This is a genomic window from Acinetobacter sp. Q186-3 (assembly GCF_013420655.1).
Classification (GTDB): Bacteria; Pseudomonadota; Gammaproteobacteria; order Pseudomonadales; family Moraxellaceae; genus Acinetobacter; species Acinetobacter indicus.
Map to the genome: position 1 here is coordinate 128268 of NZ_VOXS01000001.1, position 19738 is coordinate 148005.

Consider the following 19738-nt stretch of genomic DNA (forward strand, 5'->3'; position numbering starts at 1 on the left):
TTTAACCTGTGAAGTGCGAGAGAATAAACAAGAGGATGATGGGGACCAAGCCATATACAGAAAGCTTTTTTAAACTTTGAATGCAGAAGGTTCCAATCACGAAGCAGATATAAAAAATCAGTGCAGTAAAGGCCGCCAGATAGACCGATTCGGCTTTGGGGAAATAGGCTTGTAAAAAATAAGCCAGATCACGTGCTATCAGGTAACTGCCTAGATAGCCCATCCCAAAGCATATCCCCAGGCGATACAGGACAGCGAGGGGCTGAATCACAGAAATCGAAATCATAGAGGACCTTTAGTTGCATCTCGACAAGAAAAATGAGTGGCTTAATGCACAAAGCTGAGCGTGGTGACAAAATATTGTTTTTTATAGGCTTGCTGGTTAAAGGTGCCTGCTTGATCTAATTCTTTTGCCACTTCAAGCATGTACTGACCTTTCCATGGCGTAGCAACCGTAATTTGTCCCTGGCTATTGGTGGTGTATTTTTTCAGCCAATACTGAGGAGAAAAGACGGTAACCTCCAGATCAGCCGCGGGCTTGCCTTGATACAGCACGGTAAAGGTATTGCTGTTGCGTTGGGCGGGGATAATATCCAGCTCGGATTCGGCTTTCAGATTCTGTCGTCCGGCTTTAGCATGGTAGCTCAGTAAAGATTCACCATAGATCAGTTCATGGCTGAGTTTTACATCAGCCTGATCTTGCGTGGCGTAGACCAGATGATCCTGCTGAAGCTGAGGACTGAAGATTTTTTTGGCCTGAACCACTTTAGCTTGATTGAATGACTTTAAGGCACCTTCCTGAGTTTCTTTCAGCTGTTCACTGTATTCACCAAAGAAGGCATAGGTTTGAGCATTTGGGCCACGTTCAAGCCACAGCATATGCGCTTGAGCAGACAAGCTCATCGACAATCCCATTGTCAACGCTATCATTTTTTTCATGTGTTTTTACCTGTTTTTAAATAAAAGGATTGGTCCTGAAAAAGTTTTAAGGCCAAGGGAGTAATCAATATTTGAATTTCACCGCAACGCTATAATTTGCGGGAGCACCATAAAAGCCTTGCTGGTTCGGGAAATTGAACAGGTATTTTTCATTGGTCAGATTATTTCCGTTGGCCTGCAGGATGATATGTTCATTCAGCTCATAACTGGCCATCAGATTGACCAGTGCATACGCATCCTGTTCAATCACGCCCGCTTGCTGGGTCACGCCATTTGTGGTTGTTTCAGGTACTTCCAGATAAGTTTTATCCTGCCATTGCAGCCCAAGGCCCAGTTTGAGTTTTGGAATTTGCGGTACCTGATAGGTTGTTAACAGATTAAAAGACTGGTTCGGATTGAAGGTACGGGCATCTCCGCCGTTGATCAGATCTTTGAGGCTAAACTGGGTATAACCAAAACTGAGATTGAGATGATCGCTTAACTGTCCGGCAAGGCTGAATTCATACCCTTGAGAACGTAAATCGCTGACCTGGGTTTTGCGTAACGTCGGAATACCATCAGAGTCACGTAGCGGATAATTGTTTTGCTCTGTCCTGAAGATGGCCATGGTGGCAGTCAGTCTGTCATCTAACCAGGAACTTTTAATGCCGGCTTCGTAACTTTCACCTTCAATCGGTTTATTGAGATTGCCATCTGCCGCTTTGCTGGTTTGCGGACGGAAAATGGAGGTATAGCTTAAATAGCCGGTATATTCAGGACTGAAGTTATACGTCAGGCCGGCATAGGGGAGGACTTTATTTTCATCATAAATGGTGTCGGTCCCATAACTGCTACCTGTACTTTTGGCTTGTACATAATTGGCACCAAGCAGTACTTTGAGATCATCATTCAGATGTAGACGAGTGGCGGCATACAGGCTCTGATTTTTCTGCCGGATATGCATTTCCCCACTGGTTTTCGATAGATCCCAGCTCGGTTCTTCGGGGGTAAAACTGGCTAAATCTGTGGTGAAAGGCTGAGCAAAACTACCTCCGTAACCCAGTTCATCCAGCTGGTTTTCTACCCAGATATACCCGACAGATGCTTCATGACGTTGTCCCCAGAGTGGATAAGTACCACTGAAACTCAGACTGGCTTGCTGCTGTTTATTGTCATCCAGATACATGCCCGGATAGAGAAACACGCCTGATGTGCCATCAGCCGCTGGCCGGCCTGAAAGATATAAAAGTTTTGCATCCCGTTTTGTTCGCTTTTCGTCATAGCTGAGTTTGGCCGTCCAGTCACCCCCGAGTTTTTGCTCAATCTCGGCAAAATAGTTTTTAATATTGCTATCCCAATAGGCCCAGTCCGGACTGTAATTATAATGTTGTGAATAATGAAGCTGTTTGCCTTCGGTGTTGATGAGCGGATTGGAACCCCAGTTCACGTTATTCGGTTGATGCTGGGTTTCAGTATAACCGGCGGTGAACAGGGTGGAGTCAGTCAAATCTGCTTCTAGAACAGCCCCGACACCGTTTTTCTCCAAGCTATAACGGTCCAGATAACTGTCACCCGTCTGCTGATAACCAAACAGCCGCCCTCGGATTCTGCCATCTTCCGTCAGGGCGGAGGATACATCGGCTTCATAGCGCTGGGTATTCCATGAACCGTAACTGGCATTGAGTGCTGCCTGAAAGTCCTGAGTCGGGCGTTTTCGAATCAGGTTAATGGTTGCACCCGGATCGCCAATCCCATTATTCAAGGCATTGGCACCTTTAACGACTTCAATCCGATCAAATAAAAAACTGTCCGGATTGTCATTATTATAATTATAGCCTTCAAGCGGCAGCCCAACGCCGTCGACCAGCACATTGGAAATTTCAAAGCCGCGTGAGAGGTAAGAGGTTCGTTCCGTTTCCTGATTGCTCACCATAATACCGGGGGTGTTGCGCAGGACATCGCGAGTATTGTTCAGACTAAAGTCATCTAGTTGCTGGCGCGTGACCACGTTGACCGTTTGTGGGGTTTCTTTGAGCGGAATATTGAGCTTGGAGGCTGTTGCAGAGTTTTGAATTATATAACGTTGAGTGTGTTCAGAACTTTGATCTGCCTTAGCGGGTTCAGCGGTCATGGTAATGGTGGCGAGCTGCTGCGTATCTTCTGCAAAGCCTTGTTGACTCACTAAAATTGCAAGACTTAGCAAAGATAGCTTGAAGGATGGGTGCACGATGTAGGACATTTTTGTTAATGAAAATGATAATAATTATCATAAATATTATTTGTTAATTTATTGCAAAGCAATCCTGAATCCATAGGAAATATGAATGAAAGATGAATAAATCATAGAGAAATTAGGAGGTCGTGCGCTTAAGTGTGCGATAGAAGTTAATTATTGTGATGAATAATAAGGAGTTACTGCATTAATTATTTCTGGCCAGATCATGTTGCAGATATCGCTATATATTCTTTTAAATATTCTGGTTGGATGTTCTGGTGTTAAGTGATTGGCTTTTGAATAAGAATTGGGGGATAGAAGAGGTATTTTGCATCTTAGTCTATAAGAGATGACCTCAATTCAATGATCGGGGATAATGCAAAGCTTCTTTATCAAAGTTTTGCTCTGGTGAACAGGATTGGTGTCATATTGCTGTCAGCCATTTTTCAGTTCAACCACCTGAGTTCCTGTTCGCATCGAGATGACTTCATTTTTGAGCTACTCATATCAGCCCTTATGAATGACAGATAATCCAGTGACCTAGATGGTTTCATAAAGATAGACCATACAAAGAACTGAGCCTATTTAAGCATCTTTATTCAATCCGGTATTCAAAGGTATTTTTAATTTTAGCAACTTCAACAGCCTGACCATTGACGATCCGTGGTTGGTATTTGAATTGCCGGGCTGCATTGAGTGAAGGACGCACAAATATCGGATCACAGTCTGTTAATGCTTTAGGATTTATCACTTGGCCTTGAGTATTCACGCTATATTCGACCGTGCAGTTGCCTTCCAATTCATTCTCCAAAGCTCGCATTGGGTAATCCGGTTTCACTTTTGAAATCGGTTTATAGTTTTTTTCATCAAATACAGGCGGAGGTTGTGTATTTTCCGCCACTATCGGTTTGCTGACAGATGGCGCCGGCTGTGTGGTCGCAGCAGGCTGGGCCGGTGCAGGAGGAGCCTCATGCGTCACTACTGCAGTAGTTTGCATGGTGGTGGATGTATGATCTGTCATTGCTTGTGAGCTGGCGATTTTGGGTTGAGGATTTGGCTCTGGTCTGGCTTTGGCAGATTGGTTTGAAACTGGCTTCGCTTTAACCGGCTGAACGGGTTGAGTTGGCGCGGACTGGACTGGTGCAGCGACTGGGGGCATTACTTGAGATTGAGCTGGTTCTTGAGTTGGCGCATGTTCAGGTTGGAGCTGAGGTGATATGTCAGCTTTTGGAAGCTGTATAAATTTAACCTGTACCGACTTGGGTGTGACTTCTTGGATGGGACTGTCAAAATTCTGGTTTAACACGCTGTAGACCAGGGTGGCATGCAATACAGCCGTCACAGAGAAAGCGACAGCAGTGGCTGGATTGATCCGTGATATGCTTTTCACTGATCCTGCTCCTCGGTGACTAGGCCCAATTGCTCAACGCCACTTTGTTGTAGCAATCCAATGGTTTGTGCAACAAGCTCATAATTGGCGCTACGATCCGCACGAATAAACACCTGAATATCCTGATGGATTTGTAGCAGTGGAGATAATTTTTCTTTCATTTCTGTGAGACTCGTTGCCCGATCGGTGACTTGTGTAGTATCGACACTTTCTCCCACATTCCAGTAATAGCGGCCATCTTCTTGAATCGAAATAGTAATGACTTTTTGTTCCTTGGGGGTGACCAGAGTTTCAGCCTCCAGATTCGGCAAGTTCACTTTTATGCCTTGGGTGAGCATGGGGGCAGTGACCATAAAAATCACCAGCAGCACGAGCATCACGTCGATATAGGGAACAACGTTCATTTCTGCGTTGAGTGCGTGCTTTTTCTGACGTTTCTGCATGTGGTATTAATTCCCTGCCTGTAAAAAACGCAGCATTCGGGTTTGTAATTCATTGCCGAAACTGTAATAACTATTAGAAATTTTTTCTGCACGGGCACTCAGGCGGTTATAGGCAATCACCGCAGGAATGGCTGCAAATAAACCAATGGCGGTGGCAATTAATGCTTCCGCAATACCCGGTGCGACAGCGGAAAGGGTGGCTTGTTCAAGCTGAGACAGGCCAATAAAAGAATTCATGATGCCCCAGACGGTGCCAAACAAACCGATATAGGGGCTGACTGAACCCACAGTCGCCAGAAAACTCAGGTGCTTTTCCAGCTTTTCTTCCTGTTCACTGACACTGGTGAGCAAACGTCGTTCAACTTGATCGGTTACCGCTGCCGAGGAGAGGCGAGTGCTGGTATGTTGAAGTGTATGAAATTCATCCAGGCCGGCCTGATAGATCTGCCCAAGCCCCCCTGATTTCGGCTCGGATGGTTCGGTTGTGGCAAGCGGAAAAGGCTGTTGGCGGAACTGGCTTAAAAAGACTTTATTCGCAGCTGTTTCCTGACGCAGACGAATACTCTGTTTGATAATGACATACCAGCTAATAATGGATGCCAGTAATAAAATCAGCATTACTGCTTGAACCAGCAGACTGGCATGGCTAATCACTTCCCATACTGAAAGCTGTGCTGCAGATGGATTCGACATAAAAACCTCAATAAAATTATTCTTAGATGAAACACAGGTACAGCGCCGTAGGCTGTACCTGAGGCAAGGGCTTATTCCAGACCCAAGGCTTGTGCAATTTTTTCCCAGGCCACATATTTGTAGTTCTGATTGCCTTCTGGCATACGCTTACGTCCGTCCTGAACCACCAGCATACCTTTTTTCCAGATACCTCTCAGATTGGCTGAGGTCACCTCAAGCCCGTCCGTTTCAGAGACCGCATCAATCTCGTGATTCAGATTGGCCGAGATTTTAAATTTCCCGCGCAGCTGATAAGGGGCGGCAGCATCGACCACAACATAACTGTCATCTCCCTGGCTGGAAATGACCAGATAATCACGTACTTGACCTTTATAAATGGCCAGTCCTTCAATGTCTGCCTTGACCTGTTCCCCAACAGTAATCACCGGTTGTAGCTGAATCTGTTTAGGGTCATCCAGCCTGGTGGTCCACACCGCTTTTGCTTCTTCACCGACATAGATCCGGTCATGTTCATCATCCACCACACAGCCTTCAGGCTGGCTAGATACTTTAAACCTAAGGACTTCCTCTGCGCTCAGGCCGCTTGCCTTGCTTTGAATCTTATATTGCACAAAAGTGCCATTTTTATCGTTTGGAATGGCAAAGGTTTCACCTTGCCGGTTCTGGTACATACAGAATCCATAGATGTTATTGAGATCTGTTGGCAGTTCTCCTAAATCTTTGACCTGTCCAGTTTTTTGATGGATGCTGAACAGGTGAAGGCTGTTCTGATCGCGGTTGGTGGCGATGGCTAAATCGACTGTCTGTTGCCCCAGTTTGAAATTCGGTCGAATATCAACATTATTCAGACGGCCGACTTTTAAGTATTGCAGCTGTTTCCCGTTCAGGTCGTAGACCGCAAGGCCACCTTGTTTATCTGTACCCAGCACACGTGACAGACGTGGGTTAGCCTGATTGACCCAGATTGCGGGATCATCAGCCGCATCACCACGGCTTGGAACCAAATCGGTTTCGACATCTGCCGGAATGGCTAAGCCTGCTTTTTTAGGAGGCAGGGCTTGCGTGGTCCAGTCAATGTTCAATAGCTTGATCTGATCATCAACCAGTAACAGCTGTTTCTGGTCTTGGGTACCTTTCAGGCTGATACGTTCAGGCTCATCTACATTCTGTAGAGAGAGTGGAGGTAATTTGTGCCATGAAGTACCCTCAATGCGATAGCGGTACAGCACAGCTTTGGATTCATCCATTGCTGCCAGTGCATTGTCGATCAAGCTTAGTCCGCTAACATTGCCTAGAATTGATCCATACGGATGATTCAAATCTACTGGATAGCGGATCAGATCTGCTTCAGGATCTGCCTCATAGGCCCAAATGCCCACATCTTCTTCATTGATATACAGTTTGTCTTGATGGTCATCTACCACACAAAAACCACTGTTGGGTGGCAGGCTCATGTTACGAATAAAACGAGGGCTAATCTGGTTTGAGCCTCCAGACTGAATCATCCATTGCTCCCCGATACCTTCTTCTCCCACCAGAAAGCTATATAAAGATTGATCAGGCGTGAGATACAGGCAGTTATCTTCGGTTTTAAAGCTACGGGCCGCCAGATAGACAGGCTTTGCCCAGGTTCCGGTGTTTAAATCAAAACGGAAAATGACCGGTCGCTGCTGAAGTAAATCAGTGGTCTGGATAATCAGCTGTTGGCCAATGCTGCGATAGTCAATTTTACTGAACGAGCCGGGAATATGCTGTACACGTTGGGCATTTGAATTCCACAGGCTTAGGCCTTGGGTTTTGCTGCTGGTGAGCACTTGAGCATTTAAACCATCAATCTCAATCCAATGTGCATCTTCGACGGTGATGGGTAACTTGAAAATTTGCTCCACCGGCAGCGCAGGCTGATCCAATGCTGAAAGAGTCTGTTCCAGATGAAGCGGGCTGCTGATGGTGTTCTTTTGGGTATGAGCAGAGGAGGTGCAGCCAGATAAAGCCACAAGCGCTGCACAGAAGGTGCTTAATTTAAAAAGCATTGTCATGATTTTTCTCTAAATAAAAAGTACCCAAAGCCAAAGTGGCTTTGGGTGAGCTAAAGGCTTAGAAATGTGTGAATTTCAGACCAACTTTATAGCTCGGGCCGTATTCTTCGTATTGCGCGTTATAATGACGATTGCCGTTATAGTTGTAATACACTTCATCGGTCAGGTTTTGTGCATTAAAGAATAGCTGGATATTTTTGTTAAAATTCACATGACCGCTCAAATCAACAAACACCTGATCATCGGTATATAAATCTTTTTCTGGCTCATCAATGCCAGAAATTTCATTCAGATAACGGGATTTATAGTTGGCGGCAAGACGCAGACCCACACGGTCGTTTTCCCAGCCGATCATGGCATTACCGACCACTTTAGATTGGCTTGGGAAATTAATGGTTCGGGTCATCAATTCACCATCGACCATACCATCAATATCGGCTTTGGCACGACTGAAGGTGCTGTTGAGACCAAAGATGAAGTTATGCCATTTTTGGCTATAGCCGAGTTCTACACCGTAAATTTTGGCGGATGAACCGTTTTTGAAAGTCATGGCTTCATCAAAATCGATCCAGTCACCAGTGCCTGCAACGTTAGCGTTATAAATAAAGTGATCAATATCTTTATAGAACGCATTCATGGAAATTACGCTGGCATCACCAAAGTATTTCTCTACGCCTAAATCAAAGTTGGAGGCTTCCAGCGCTTTAAGATTTGGATTACCAAACTCGGCTTCATCACCATCAATATAAATTCCCGGTCGGGATTGTTCAAAGTTTGGACGTACCACAGTATTGGTCCATGCGGCTCTTAAAATAGCATCACTACTTAATTGATATTTAAGATGCAGGCTCGGTAACCAGTGATCATAATCATTTTGGGTGGAAACAGAGCTGCTTTCACCGTCCAGAATCCGATAGCCTTGTGTTTCAAAATCGGTATCTTCATAGCGTAAACCCGCAATGACCCGTAACCGATCAAAATCAATGGTATTCATGACGTAAGCGGCATGAATATCTTCCGAAGTTTTATAATCGTTGATGACCGATTCTTCAGCATCTCGCCAGTCATTCAGGTTGAGCTGGGCCAGTTGGTTATGGATCGGGCCACTAGACAAGGTCGGGCCGAACTGTGCCAGTTCATAATGACCGTTTGAACCAAAATGGGCAGGGGATGTGTCTAAATCTTCAACTTTCCAGATTTCAGTATCATTGGTTTTGGTGCGCTGGCTGACTTTTGCCCCAAATTTGAAGATAGATGCATAATCGTTGAGCAGATAATCGCGGCTCAGATCGAATTTGGCATTTTTCTCTTTATCTTTGGCTGTGCTTTTTTCCCATTCTACTTCATCGAGTTCATATTGGCTTGGGTCATAGAAGCTGGCCGCGCCTTTCACGACAGGAATACGCGTGCTTGAATATTGCAGATCATCAAATTCACCGACAAATCCGGCACCGGCAATACCGCCCGGATTCTTTTCCGAGGCTTCGCTATAGCCGAGCTGAGCTTCCAGCGTCCACTGATCAAAACGGTTTTTACCGCCTAGCACAAAGGATTTAATTTCCTGGGTTTCTTCACGTTCTTTCAGTTCACGAACTACTTCTGCACTGCCTGGTGTATTTATGGCGAGCGGATCGGAAAATTCAACACCTGCAGCCTGACGGGTTTCATTGTCCTGGAAGCGGCTATATAAGGTACGTAAATAGTATTCACTGTTCTTATTTGGTCGAAAATCGAAATTCAGGCCCGCGCCCAGACGTTCACGTTCAATATCATATTGACGCATTTCTGTTTCTTCGAGCAGGCCATCCTCCCATTTCCCTCCGGTTTCAACGTTATCTGAACCAAAGGTACGCTCTTGCCAACTAAGTGCTGCCGCAACACCAAAATTGTCAGTACCCGAACCTAGACTAAACTTTTGACTGACTGCGCCTGAAACTTTAGGACTATACTCTTCACGTTTATCATCATAACCACCTTCAACCGCAGCAGTATAGAACAGACCGTCATGATCAAAAGCAGATAAACTCTCTACCTCAATTGTTCCACCAAGTGAATTTGCATCCATATCTGGGGTCAACGTTTTGACCACAGCTAATGACTGTACAAGTTCTGCTGGCAAGACATCTAACGCAACACCGCGACGTCCTGCTTCTGGTGCTGGGACTAAGGTGCCGTTAATAGTGACGGTATTCAGATCAGCTCCTAAACCTCGCACAGTCACAAAACGACCTTCACCTTGGTCACGTTCTGTAGAAACACCAGGAATACGTTGTAGTGCTTCAGCAGCGTTGTCATCTGGCAGCTTCGCAATAGCATCGGCATGTACTACACTAGCTATAGAGTTTGATTTTCGTTGTTCTTTCAAGGCTTCATTAATACTTGCTGCTTGACCTACAACACGAACATATTCAGTTTTTGTTTCTGCAGCCATACTTTGACCAATAGCTGTTATACATAAAACTAAGGTAGTGACTTTAAAAGTGAAAGGTGATTTTTTCTTACTGCAGTGAGTGCTCATTTGTTATTTCCCCAAATAGCGCGATGGCTGTTTGTTGAGCACCTTAAATATGCACAATGACTAAATGATGACAAGGAGATAATCCAAATCTCGCAAAATAAGTTTTCTAGCTCAATTTGAGCTAATTTGATGGGGGATATTAATTTCAAGCCTCATGTCGAATGACTTAAATGCATGTGAACTATAGAATTAAAAGGAAATTAAGTGGCTTTTTTAAATTTATAGTGAGCTAATTTGAAAGGTTGAAGAAAATTTCAGTGCAATGAAATTGTCATCAAATACTGATTAGCTTATGAAAACAATAATTATGTTCGGGCTATGCTAAAACCATTCTTCTACTATCCACGGCACTTTTTACTGGTGATGATCATGGCCATCGCCTGTCTGGCTTTTTTTATGCTGTCCGGAAATTTTAAAGCACACAGTGAAATTCAGGTGATTGACGTGATTGGGGAGGGGCTGGCATGTTTACTGACTTTGTTATGGATTTATCTCATTCTGAAAAGCCGTCCAAGAGGCTATGTGACCCGATATTTTTATTGGGGACTGACCTTTGTCTTTCTGGCTTTATGGATGGATGTGCTGGATGAATTTATTGCCATCCCCAAAACATTGGTTTGGGATGATTTACTGGAATCCTTTACTACCCCTATCGGTTTTATTGTGCTGACCATTGCTATGGTGAACTGGCATAAAGAGCAGCTGGTCTTGTCCAGAAAATTGCAAACCAAAGAGCATGTATTTCGGGATCACCGTTTATTTGATGCGATTACACCGCTGGCAGATGCCCAATACTTTAAACAGCAATTACAGCATGAAATTAACCAGCGCCATCATTCGGCAAAAAATATCCATCTGATGATGATCAATATTAAAGATTTAAGCGCCATCAATAGAGAGTTTGGTTTTGATACGGGCAATCAGGTCTTGTCGGTCATTGCACAAACCATCAGTCTGAATATCCGACCGTGTGATCTGGTCTGCCGTTTGGCCGGTGACAAATTTATTTTGATGCTGCTGGATCTGGCTGATGCACAGGTTGAGATCATGGCCAGAGAACTGCAGAAATGTATTCAGTCACAAATTTTTTATACACATCAGGATTTTCAGAAATTTAACATCGACTGCCGCTATACCATCAGTGAAGTTCAACAAGACAGCCCAGCTACGGAAATCCAGAAATTATATAAACAGATGAAACATCAGCAGATTATCAAGTTAAGAACAAGGATGTCGGTATGAGCTATCAGAATGATCAGTTGATTCTGCCGACTTATCTGGCACCTGCATTATTGATTGATTTAGCTGAGATGTACGGTGTAAATCCTAACCGTATTTTAAAAGGAACACCGGTGTTTATTGAGGGGCTGATCTCGGTGAATCAGTGTGTTAGTGTCGAACAGCTGATACACATGATCAGGAATTTGCATGAGAGTATTGTGCATCCTGAAGTGCAATTTTTATTTGGTCAGCGTTATATTGAAACTTTAACGCATCCGGCCTTAAATGCCATTGCGTATAGCCAGAATATTAAAGAAGCGATACAGCGCTATGTCGAGTTTCATATATATTTAAGCCCTTGGCTGACGCCGGTGGCTTACTATTCTGATCATAAAATTATTCTGTTCTGGCTAAATAGCCAGGAGCGTCATGCCACCTCTCTGGTTATTAGTGCCATGACGGCTGTCCGGACAATTTTGCTCAATAGTACCCAAGAAGAGCTGAAGATGAACTATCACTTTGTCGGTGCAGAGCCGGAATTTATTGAGCAGTTCTGGGAACATCTGGGAGAGAATATTCAATTTAACAGTCTGGTGAATGCCATACAGATTGATATTCAGGAGTGCACACAAAAACAGAATTATCAAACCAGTGCGATGCGCCAAGCCTACTATCATCAGGCGAAAGTGCTGCAACAACAGTCCGGTCTGGAGCAGAGCTTTCTGCAAGAGGTACATCATTTTTTGATTCGTAACATTCATCAGGCACCGAATCTGGAAGAATGTGCAGAATATTTTCAAATCAGTATTGCGAGTTTTAAGCGAAGATTGAATAAACATAATACCAGTTATCAGCAAATGCTGGATCAGGCCCGTTTGTTTACGTCTATACAATTAAAGACCTTATTTGCCTATAACGATGAGCAGGTCGCCGACTATTTAAATATTAATGATATTCATAATTTTAGAAGGGCATTTAAGCGCTGGAGTAATGTGGTTGTATCCTGATTTAGAGGATTTTATAGAGAGCTGGGACAGGTTTCGGCTTTGAGTTGAGGCCTTGATTGATGTCTCGGATTTCCAAGTGAGTTGCAATTTAATTTCCATTATTTAAGTCTGCTATACAGATTAAATTTTCTTGTATAGCTCAGAAATCTTACTTTCAAAAAGCTCAAGAACTACTGGACTGTATCCTAGTTACACTTTTTGAGTATCAAGTATCTAAAAAAGATTCTGAGCGTCATATTACGTCGTTATACTTTTAAACAGATAAGATTTTTAGATTAAAAAATGTACAATAAATAAAAATAATATTTAGGAATTCAACGGTATGAATATTCAAGGCCTACAGGCCAAATACCGGCGTTTATATAATGAGAACCCCGTATGGAAGCTGCTAAGGGCGGAGAATGCGCCCTATATTTTGGCATTTATAACAGAGTTATTCGAAGAAAATGCAGAGGTCAGTTATGGAAATGCTAAGAATATATTGGAGGAATTTATCAAATATAGCCGTGAAATGGGGATTTGGCAGACAGATACCAACGCTTCTCAATATCTTCATCACTGGATCACTGCAGGGTGGCTCAGAGAAATGGATGGAAAACTCAGCAGAACAGATGTCAGCGAAACAGTATTACGGTTTTGCAAGGGATTAGATGAACGTTTAACACATACTACCGCTTCTCATCTTCGGATCGTACAGGAGGCTGTTCGGGATTTCGTTGCTAAAGTCAGCGAAAACCCGGAAGAGCGTATTCAGCTCCTTGAGCAGAAAAAATTAGAGATTGAAAAAGAAATAGCCGATTTACGGACAGGCGTTATTACGCAATTAGGCGAGGCTGAGCAAAGAGAAAGAATCCGGGAAATATATCAATTAGCTTCCATACTGACAGGTGATTTCAGGTGGGTTGAGGATGAAATCCGTCAGTTAGATAAAGCATTACGCTTAGATATGATTGAAGGCAGTCAGTCCCGTGGGGCCATGATTTTATCTTTAATAGAAAAAGAACACTTATTGGCCCAAAGTGATGCGGGCAGTGCATTTGATGGCTTTTGTCAATTACTCCAAGATCAAGACCGCTCGACTGAGTTTCGAGAGCAGTTGCGCGCTATTTTGAAATATCCGGTAGCATCTCACCTGAGTGATTCACAAAGAAAATATTTAGGCCAACTCATGCGTGAGCTTGGAAAAGAGAGTGAGCGAGTTTTTCATGTGCGGCGCCGTATAGAAGAAGGGTTACGTGCTTATATAGAAAGTGGGGCTGGATCAGAAAATCGTACGATTGACCAGCTGCTTACTCAGTTAGAAAAACAGGCTGTTGTGTTATTAGAACAAAATATTGAACTAAAAACTGAGTTAACAGCAGTCTTAAATACCGGGTCTGCTGTGGTGAATTCACCCGAGATGTTGCTACTCAAAAGTCCGCATGAACATATGGATACTCGTGGCGTACAGCTTCAGCAAAATCGTAAAGAACCCAGTGATCAAATGCTCCATTATCTAGAAAGTGTTCAGGTGCGCGAGCTTGCAGAACAGGTATATAAGACATTGCAGGAAAAGGGTGTCATGAGTATTGCACATTTAACGCGTGAATATCCACTACAGTCGGGGCTAGAAGAACTTGTTGCTTATTTACGAATTGCCAAAGCAATTAAGGCAACTCAACTTCCGAAAACAGAGCAAGTCTATTTTCAGGATAAATCTGGAGCTTATGTTCAAGCTAACATTCCCACCTATTATCTCAGTGCAGCGTTATTTCCAGACACTATAGATGAATTGGTGCTCTAAACGGGAGATGAGTATGCAATCTAACAAGAATAATCCACAAGACAATAAAAGCTTTTTTGACATGATTGGTGTTTCCTCATTAGAGCCGGAAAAAGTCACCACAGAGGATCAGGCTGATGATCTTAAAACGCAGATGAAAAATGAAGAAGAACATCTCTTATATGAAGAAATCATGGATGTTATACAAGAAGATTCGGGAGAAGAGCCTCAGGTCATGCCTCATGAAGCACGGCGTATACTGGTCCATTTAATGCGATATGGGACACTGTTAGCCGCAGAAAATCTCAATATGTTTGCTGAACTGTGCCGATATGAAACACAGATTCGTAGGCATTTGAAAGAGGTTTATATCCAGTTGATTTTAGATGAAAAACAGGGAGTGGCATATATTATTAATGCGGAACAGGATGTTCAGGAAGAAGAGGAAGAATGTACTGAAAACTTTCCTGTGCTGATTCGCAAGAGAACCTTAACCCTCTACGACACCCTGATTCTGCTGATTTTACGCAAATATTATCAGGAGCGAGAAAGCTTAGGTGAGCAGAAAATTATTATTGATATTGAACGGATTCAATCCGGGCTGATTCCTTTTATTCCATTAACGAATCATGACAGTAAAGATCGTAAAAAATTGAATTCATCCTTAGATAAATTTTGTGAAAAGAAAGTCTTGTCTGTAGTTCGTGGAGAGGACGGGCGTTATGAAATTACGCCGATCATTCGATACGTTGTGAATGCAGAGTTTCTACAAAATTTATTGACCGAATATCAGCAGTTAGCAGAGGTCGCAGCTACGCAGCCATCTCAACAAGTGCAGGGGGACGTATGATGCAGGAAATGACACTAGGCACTTTATTTGCACAAGGGCAGATTCGCCTTTCCGAGATTTCATTATTTAACTGGGGATCATTCCATAATTTACATACCGCCCGTATAGACCCTGAAGGTACCCTAATTACGGGGGATAACGGAGCTGGAAAATCCACTTTTATTGATGGCTTAATGGCCTTGTTACAACCTGCGCATAAAGTCAGTTTTAATGTGGCCGCAGCACAAAATAACCGCTCAGATCGCTCGCTTTTATCTTATATGCGAGGGAGTTATGGTTCTGAGCATGATGGATCAGGTACACGCATCAAAAGTAAACGAGATAAAGCCGTCACGACCGCCTTACGGGCCCTCTATACTGCCGAGGATGGATCTACAATTACGCTCATTGGTTTGTTTTGGATTACGCAAGGAGGAAATTCACTGGGTGATGTGAACAGACTATATATGATTGCCAGTCGAAATGTACTGTTAACTGAAGTTTTAGATATTTTTGCAGAGGGTAATACCCGTCAGCTGAAGCAACATTTTAATCCAAAGCTTGACGCAAGAATTCATTATTTTGATAGCAAGTTTGAAGACTATCAGGAGATGTATCGCAAGTATTTATTCATGGATAATCAAAATGCACCTGCTTTGCTATCGCGTGCGCTTGGTTTAAAAAAAATTGATGATTTGACTAAATTGATACGTGAACTGGTATTGGAGCCAAGTCAGATTCGTGAGCTTGCGAAAATGGCTGTAAATGAGTTTGAAGATCTGGAGGCAAATTATCGCCATATCACTGATACCCGTGAGCAAGTTGAGCATTTAAGACGGTTGCCAGGTTTGGCAGCGGAAATTAGCACCTTAACTGAAAAACTGACCAACCTGCATTTAGAGAAACAGGCATTACCTGCATACTTAGGTGAGCTTTTTGTACAGTACTGGTGTGAAAAAATATCTGAACTGGAACAAGAGATTGAGCATTTAAAGCGTGCTATTCAACAAATTGAGCAACAAGAGAAGGATGCTGAAAGGACCGTCGAGCGCTGCCACGAAGATTATATTCAGCTTGGCGGTGGACAGATAGAAAAATTGCAGCAGGAACTGCAACATATTAAGCAACAGTTAAGTTTAATTCATAAAGAAGCATCCCGTTATCAGGCGCATGTGCGTCAAGTGGGGCTTTCAGATGAGCTGACTGAACAGAGCCTTAATCAAAATCAGAAACAGGCACGGATCATGTTGTCCAATATTGATCAAGTGACACAACAACGCCAAGAGGAGCTTGGTGTTGCGAGTGCGACATTTGCAAATAGTCAGCAGCAGCTAAAGAATATTCGAAGTGATCTTCAGCACATCAAATCCCGTCCGGAAAGTAATATTTATGATCTACATTTATTGAGGTTAAGAGATGGACTTAGCCAGGAGTTAAATTTTACTGAACATGAACTCATGTTTATTGGGGAATTAATTGATGTTAAAGAGGAGGAAAAAGCATGGCAAGGGGCAATTGAACGGGCTTTGGGTGGTTTAAGAACAACCCTATTGGTGCCGAAAGACCGCTATTCGATGGTGACCAAATGGGTAAACACACGAGATAACAAAACACATGTACGTTTGCAGGTTGTCGATCTGAACCATAACAAAGCAACTCAATTTACCGAGCAAGGTTTTCTGCGTAAATTGATATGGCGAGAACATCGTTATCGGGATTGGTTAAAACAGCATTTATTGCGGTTCGACCTACAGTGTGTGTCAGATACAGCAGCATTAGACATAACGCCTTTTTCAATGACGCAGCAAGGTTTAATGCATTTAGAGTTTGGGCGTTTTGAAAAGAAAGACCGTCAACGTATTGATGATCAAAAATTCTGGTGTCTGGGATTTTCGAATCAAGCCCGTTTAAAGCTATTAGAAAATGAAGAAAAACAATTAAATATTGAATTAGAGCAGCATGAGAAGTTACTGCTAGAAGCTCGAACACGAGTTGATGAGGTAACTCACCATAAAATATTATGGAAAGCATTATTGGACTATCAATGGGAGAGCATTAACTTATCTTATTGGGTGCAATGCCGGCAACAGCTAGTAGATGATTTAGAGCAGTTACAAAAAGCGGGAACCGATACTGAAATAGCCAGACAGCGTTGGGAACAGGCAAAGCAAAGTGTAAAACAACTTCAGGATCAAAAAGGGACGTTACAACAGAATCAAGGGCAACTGGATCAAAAGCTAAAAGATGCTTTACAAAAGCAACAACAAGCGCAGCAGGATGCAGATCAGGGCGTAGACGAGGTTGCACGGCAGTTATTGATCCAGCGTATCGGCACTACGCCCAAGTTGGTGGATCATTTATCCATACAGATTGGACAAGAGCTCGATCATTTAATTACACAAACTAATAGTCTCAAGAACAGCACTACAAATACAGCTCTTGGGATCATGGTGTCATTTCGCTCAAAAGAAAAATGGGCACATCTTCCTTTACAGCGGGAATGGGCACCAGGACTGGCCGCGCTGGATGATTATATTGCCTATTTGGAAGAGTTAGAAAAAGATGGTTTACCCGCATTGGTCGAACAGTTTGAACGACGTTTGCAAAAGCATACTACTCAGTCTTTAAGTGTAATTGAGCACAGGTGGAATGCTGCTAGAGATGAGATTATTGATCGGATCGGGGCCATTAATCAGGTATTACAGCGCACTGAATTTAGAGCAGGCAGTTACTTGAGATTAGGTTGCAAGAGAGAAAAATATCCTCATGTTCTGGAGTTCGAAAGAAAGCTTAAATTAGCTCTTTCCCATATTAATCACAGTGAATATGAATTCCGTTTTCAGAAGCTGGCTGATGTTATCAGTATTTTGGAGCGGGCCAGTAGCTCATCAACAGCCAATAACCTAGAAAGCTTACGATTATTAGATCCCCGTTATCAGATGTCTTTTTATGCAGAAGAAGTAGATGCACAATCGGGTGATATACGGGATGTATTGGAGTCATCTAGCGGAAAGTCTGGTGGAGAGAAGGAAGCCTTCGCAGGGACAATTGTTGCAGCTAGTTTGGCCTATGTTCTGACGCCGGATGGCTATGATTATCCAATCTATAGTACGGTCTTTCTGGATGAGGCATTCTCTAATACGGCAGAAGCGGTAAGTCGTAGAGTCCTGAGAGTATTTAAAGCGTTAAAAATACACGTTAATTTAATTACACCTTATAAGAATTTAAATTTAGCCCGTGAATCTGCACGATCCTTATTAATTGCTGAGCGTGATATATCATCTCATGAAAGCCACTTATGTGAGGTGACATGGAAAGATATTGACGAGAAGCTGAAAAGAAACCGGCAGCAGTTGCACGCTGAGGCTGAACAATTAGGAATTCAGATCAATGTTTGATGATCCATCTTGGGGGCTTTTACCCGATACTGTTTTAACTCATTTGCGTAAAAAGGCATGGGATAACCGTAAACGTTTAAAACAGCTTTTGAGAAATGAGCGTCCGTTTCCTATCGAAATTTCTCTTAAAGCTCCCAATGGTCGGCAGGCCCTTTCCAATCTGGACCATTTTCATCATTTTTATAAAGCCTGGGAGAGCTTTATTGATCCTCAACTTGTTCAATGGGAGCAGAAATCGTATCGCAAGCTTTCATCGCAGCGTGTTCCAGTCAAATTGGTAGTGCCGTCGCTGATCAAGCTCTGTGAGCTTTTGGGTACCCAGCAAGAGCTGGAAATGTGGACGACGAAACTGTCTAACTTGGTACAGCAACGCTTTGTACCAGAAGATATTAAATATTCTCTATTGAACTGTTTAATAGAACATTTAGAGCAAATAGAAAAGTTGAATGATCTTCAATGGTGGCAGCTGATTCAATTGGTTGAACAATTAAAGCCAAACATGGGGGAAGGACTGTATTTAAGAGCCTTGCCCTTGGAGGTGGTGGATACCAAATTTTTAGAACTCAATATTACGCTGATAGAAGCTATTTGTAATGTCCTGCATGATTCTGAAGTCAGTGCCTCAGGCGGCTTGTTGGCATGGCTAAATTGTCTGGATAGTCCGAAAGGCTGGTTGACGATCAGACCACTATGTACGGAGGTTCAAAAAAGAATAGGAGGTATTCCTGTTTTAAAACTGTCTAGCGATGTACTCAAAAATTACGAACTGCCAGCAGCCTATATTTTTGTAATTGAAAATATTCAATCTGGACTCTCTTTTCCGCATTTTGCAAATGGGGTTGTGGTTTGTGGTGGAGGGAAAAATATTACTTGGATGGATGCAGCTTGGTTAAAAAAGAAGAAGGTGTTTTATTGGGGAGATCTGGATTCGGAAGGATTGAATATTTTAAGTATGGTGCGTGAAAAACATCCGGCTGTCATTCCATTAATGATGGATGAAGCAACGGTATTGCATTTTCAGGAAAGGATGGTAGATGAACCAGATTCTATTTCTGATCAGCCGAATTATTTAACAGAACATGAGCAGGTCTTATTTCACGCTTTAAGGGCCGGAGCATTTAACCAAAGAAGACTCGAGCAAGAGCGAATATCGGTAGATTGGATTTTGAAATATATAGAAAAACTCTGATTTTTTATATCGACTTTTTTATTTCCTATTACATCGCCTCAAAAATGAATTGTTACGACATTTTGTGTCGCAAAACAGCGACTTGCGCTAGATGATGTCATCATATTTTGATAGTT

At 42.9% G+C, this 19738-nt stretch carries 14 protein-coding genes; 6 read left to right on the plus strand and 8 right to left on the minus strand.

What is annotated here, in order from left to right:
* Nucleotide 1 precedes the first annotated feature (1 nt).
* From FTT64_RS00665 to FTT64_RS00700, 8 genes are all read right to left on the minus strand, one after another.
* Nucleotides 2-286 (minus strand): hypothetical protein, encoded by a 285-nt coding sequence (locus FTT64_RS00665; RefSeq protein ID WP_168381324.1) that lies wholly within the window; start codon nucleotides 284-286, stop codon nucleotides 2-4.
* A 41-nt stretch (nucleotides 287-327) separates the two neighbouring features.
* Nucleotides 328-939: a DUF4198 domain-containing protein gene (locus FTT64_RS00670; RefSeq protein ID WP_163145893.1), complete on the minus strand. Its 612-nt coding sequence runs from the start codon at nucleotides 937-939 to the stop codon at nucleotides 328-330.
* 64 nt (nucleotides 940-1003) lie between these two features.
* Nucleotides 1004-3157 (minus strand): TonB-dependent siderophore receptor, encoded by a 2154-nt coding sequence (locus FTT64_RS00675; protein WP_180181948.1) that lies wholly within the window; start codon nucleotides 3155-3157, stop codon nucleotides 1004-1006.
* 571 nt (nucleotides 3158-3728) lie between these two features.
* On the minus strand, nucleotides 3729-4523 hold the full coding sequence (locus FTT64_RS00680; protein ID WP_180103424.1) for an energy transducer TonB: 795 nt from the start codon (nucleotides 4521-4523) through the stop codon (nucleotides 3729-3731).
* On the minus strand, nucleotides 4520-4966 hold the full coding sequence (gene tolR, locus FTT64_RS00685) for a protein TolR (protein WP_005177325.1): 447 nt from the start codon (nucleotides 4964-4966) through the stop codon (nucleotides 4520-4522). Before tolR ends, FTT64_RS00680 begins: the two co-directional genes overlap by 4 nt.
* Nucleotides 4967-4972: 6 nt before the next feature.
* Nucleotides 4973-5659 carry a protein TolQ gene (gene tolQ, locus FTT64_RS00690; protein WP_180103423.1) on the minus strand — a complete coding sequence of 229 codons (687 nt, stop codon included), beginning with the start codon at nucleotides 5657-5659 and terminating at the stop codon, nucleotides 4973-4975.
* Nucleotides 5660-5730: 71 nt separating this feature from the next.
* Nucleotides 5731-7698, minus strand: a complete 1968-nt coding sequence (locus tag FTT64_RS00695) for a phytase (protein ID WP_180103422.1) — start codon at nucleotides 7696-7698, stop codon at nucleotides 5731-5733.
* 58 nt (nucleotides 7699-7756) lie between these two features.
* Nucleotides 7757-10129, minus strand: coding sequence for a TonB-dependent receptor (locus FTT64_RS00700; protein WP_257231835.1), 2373 nt, complete (start codon nucleotides 10127-10129; stop codon nucleotides 7757-7759).
* Nucleotides 10130-10534: 405 nt separating this feature from the next.
* Here FTT64_RS00700 and FTT64_RS00705 point away from each other — a divergent pair, with 405 nt between their 5' ends.
* From FTT64_RS00705 to FTT64_RS00730, 6 genes are all read left to right on the plus strand, one after another.
* Nucleotides 10535-11458 carry a GGDEF domain-containing protein gene (locus tag FTT64_RS00705; RefSeq protein ID WP_104988725.1) on the plus strand — a complete coding sequence of 308 codons (924 nt, stop codon included), beginning with the start codon at nucleotides 10535-10537 and terminating at the stop codon, nucleotides 11456-11458.
* Nucleotides 11455-12444 carry an AraC family transcriptional regulator gene (locus FTT64_RS00710; RefSeq protein ID WP_104484309.1) on the plus strand — a complete coding sequence of 330 codons (990 nt, stop codon included), beginning with the start codon at nucleotides 11455-11457 and terminating at the stop codon, nucleotides 12442-12444. The genes FTT64_RS00705 and FTT64_RS00710 overlap by 4 nt, the downstream gene beginning before the upstream one ends.
* Before the next feature lie 322 nt (nucleotides 12445-12766).
* Entirely contained in the window at nucleotides 12767-14227 is a 1461-nt protein-coding gene (locus tag FTT64_RS00715) for a DUF3375 domain-containing protein (RefSeq protein ID WP_180181950.1), read from the plus strand.
* 13 nt (nucleotides 14228-14240) lie between these two features.
* Nucleotides 14241-15056, plus strand: a complete 816-nt coding sequence (locus FTT64_RS00720) for a DUF4194 domain-containing protein (protein WP_104988723.1) — start codon at nucleotides 14241-14243, stop codon at nucleotides 15054-15056.
* Nucleotides 15056-18433, plus strand: coding sequence for an ATP-binding protein (locus FTT64_RS00725; protein ID WP_180181989.1), 3378 nt, complete (start codon nucleotides 15056-15058; stop codon nucleotides 18431-18433). The genes FTT64_RS00720 and FTT64_RS00725 overlap by 1 nt, the downstream gene beginning before the upstream one ends.
* Entirely contained in the window at nucleotides 18426-19622 is a 1197-nt protein-coding gene (locus tag FTT64_RS00730) for a Wadjet anti-phage system protein JetD domain-containing protein (RefSeq protein WP_168416384.1), read from the plus strand. Before FTT64_RS00725 ends, FTT64_RS00730 begins: the two co-directional genes overlap by 8 nt.
* Nucleotides 19623-19738 lie beyond the last annotated feature (116 nt).